General features: G+C 50.4%; 3 protein-coding genes. 1 reads left to right on the top strand and 2 read right to left on the bottom strand.

What is annotated here, in order from left to right:
- Together AUR66_RS22555 and AUR66_RS06600 are read right to left on the bottom strand one after the other, a co-directional pair.
- On the bottom strand, window positions 1-384 hold a 384-nt coding region (locus AUR66_RS22555; RefSeq protein WP_231727785.1), incomplete at its 3' end, for a hypothetical protein.
- Between the two features lie 650 nt (window positions 385-1,034).
- Window positions 1,035-1,979 (bottom strand): hypothetical protein, encoded by a 945-nt coding sequence (locus AUR66_RS06600; protein ID WP_157533018.1) that lies wholly within the window; start codon window positions 1,977-1,979, stop codon window positions 1,035-1,037.
- 229 nt (window positions 1,980-2,208) lie between these two features.
- Here AUR66_RS06600 and AUR66_RS06595 point away from each other — a divergent pair.
- On the top strand, window positions 2,209-2,478 hold a 270-nt coding region (locus AUR66_RS06595), incomplete at its 3' end, for a type I restriction-modification system subunit M N-terminal domain-containing protein (protein ID WP_197409692.1).

Raw genomic sequence — 2,478 nt, 5'->3', positions numbered from 1 at the left:
AATATTATGCCATTTCGCCCTATCCGTAGGGTCCACTACGTATCCTCTTTTGATTTCATCCACCGGTGAGTCGACAAACCAACTATCGTGCCCCCAGTGGATATCCCAGAAGTGGTCGTATCGCTGCTCCGCCTCCCCTTCGAGATCATTTGCATAGAATGTCGTCACAGGACCTGAAAAACTGCTCTCACTGGGTAGAGTCTCGATGCCAACAGGAGTCCCTGCATGACTCTGGTACACCTCTTCTTGCCCAGGATTCGATATCGAGGATGCACAGTCTTCACTCAAATCGAACCAGCGTTCGATACTGCGCATATTCTGGCACTGTTCGTCTTCACTACGGTTGCCATCCGGTATCCGCGATGGCGTGTGGTTTTCGTGCATGTCTATATCGATGTGCCACTGAACAAGGTCACGTCAGCCCGGACGCACAGTCCTTCCAGTCGGTAGAGCTACCGCTGGAAGTCCAGGGAACACTATCTGGCAAACTGTGAGGCCGAGGCGAGCGTCCAGTGGCGTCTTCTGTTATCTTGTGGTGTAGGCATGTTCGGTTTGCCTGCACCCGGTAGAGACACGCAATCGGGGTTGGAACAAAAGTATTCAGATGACTCGTACCTTGGATTTAATCTGATGCAAGGTTCACTATCTCGCCGTGTTTGTTCAAGTTTTCAATTGGGAGAAATTCAAGGGTTGACCCCCATTCGAGACTTTTATTCCGTGGTGAAAACCCGCCCAAATATAACTTCGTTGGTGCGCGCACAACAATCTCTGCTACTACAGTGGTATCGCATTATGTTTGCACGCGTACTTCGACGTCTCAGCGCCTGCCTGTACAAAGAATGTACAGTATAGTGAAGGTGGGATAGTGAGAAGAGAACTGAGTCAGTTTCGATATCGGGGTTTACACGGGGGTGTAGTGAAACACACAGCACCGCATCCTCAACCCCGTAGTGTTGAGACAGAATTGGTTCAGCGACACATGAAGCGTTACAGAGCTCATAGACCGAATGAGAGACTGGTCTGCGACCAGCAGGTTATATTCCGATAAACCGCTCGACGAATCTACGGAACCACCGAGACTCAGTCGTGTCCTCACCGAGTTCCTCTTCCACGAGCTCGTCGAAAGCCTCCTCCAGTTCTACATCGCCTGTCAGAACCCGCTCAATGAGTTCCTCTCCCCGTTCGTAGCCAAGGATGAACTCACCTTTGATGAACGAGACGAGAATGAGTTTGTGGATGACTGCTTCGTTCTGCAGCAACATTCTGTTCCATCCCTGCATAAACCCAAGCGTGGCAATTCGAGGTGGATAGCGGATCTCTTCTGCTTCGACGTCGACCATCTCCACCGGATAGGCGAGCTTATCCACGACAACCCTTCGGAGAGCCATCGAGAGTGGGAACATCAACAAATACAATGATAGAAGAAGTCCGACACCAGCGAGGAACGAGATACTTCCTACAAGGAGAGCAAGAATCCCCACACCCACTCCGATTAGAATCTCACCGATAGCGTGTCGCCGGCGGATCTTGGAGTGCGTGCGTTTAATGTCCGCTAGGAGTTCTGCCTTCTGGGGTGACGCAACTGCAACCTCGCTATTTGTGACGTACATTTTACGGAGATCTCGCCGGAACCTCACCATCTCGTCACCGATATTTCGGTCGAATACGTATCCAATTCGCCCGATACCGAAACCACGTGATAATGCGTAGCCCCCAATCCGAGGGGCAACAGTGGATAGTATAATTCCGCCCGACACGACCTTGCTTTGTATATCGACCTTCAGTAGGTCGAAGACTGGTTTGAGGAACCGAGCGATAACCAATATGGTGCCGACAGAATAGACTATCGTGAGAATCAGCCACTCTTCGTACCATCGCGTTCGCGGGTGAGGAATGGCCGAGATAAAAACCGCGAATAGAAATAAATCGAATACGGGACTAGTCAAGCGGTTAACATTACAGATGGATTCGGTGTACAAGAATCCTGCTGACGGTTGGGTTAAACCCACATGCTAACTGTCCCGACGTTTCAGCCTCTGTATCCACAAAGAAGGTACAGTATAGTAAGAGGGGTCGGTGAGAAGAACACGGAGTCGTTTACGACATCGGAGGTTCACACAGGGTGTCTAGTGGAACACACAGCACCGCATCCGCGAACCAGTAGTGTTGAAAAACATAATACGTCACCCAAGAGAACACCTGTTTAACATGGATTCCGAACAGGAGACTCTGACCGGACTGGGTCCCGGACAGGAGACTCTCGATCTCGATACTCTCGAAACACACCTGTGGGGTGCTGCTGATATCCTGAGAGGTAGTATTGACGCATCTGATTACAAGAACTATATTTTCGGCATGCTGTTCCTCAAAAGAATCAACGACCGATTCGAAGAGGAAACCGAGGAAATCTCTGAAGAGCACGATATCCCGAAAGAGATAGTCGAGCAAGATCGCGACCTCCACACCGAGTTCTGGGTC

It is taken from the genome of Haloferax profundi (genome assembly GCF_001469865.1).
Classification (GTDB): Archaea; Halobacteriota; Halobacteria; order Halobacteriales; family Haloferacaceae; genus Haloferax; species Haloferax profundi.
This window is presented reverse-complemented; position numbering and strand designations above follow the sequence as displayed.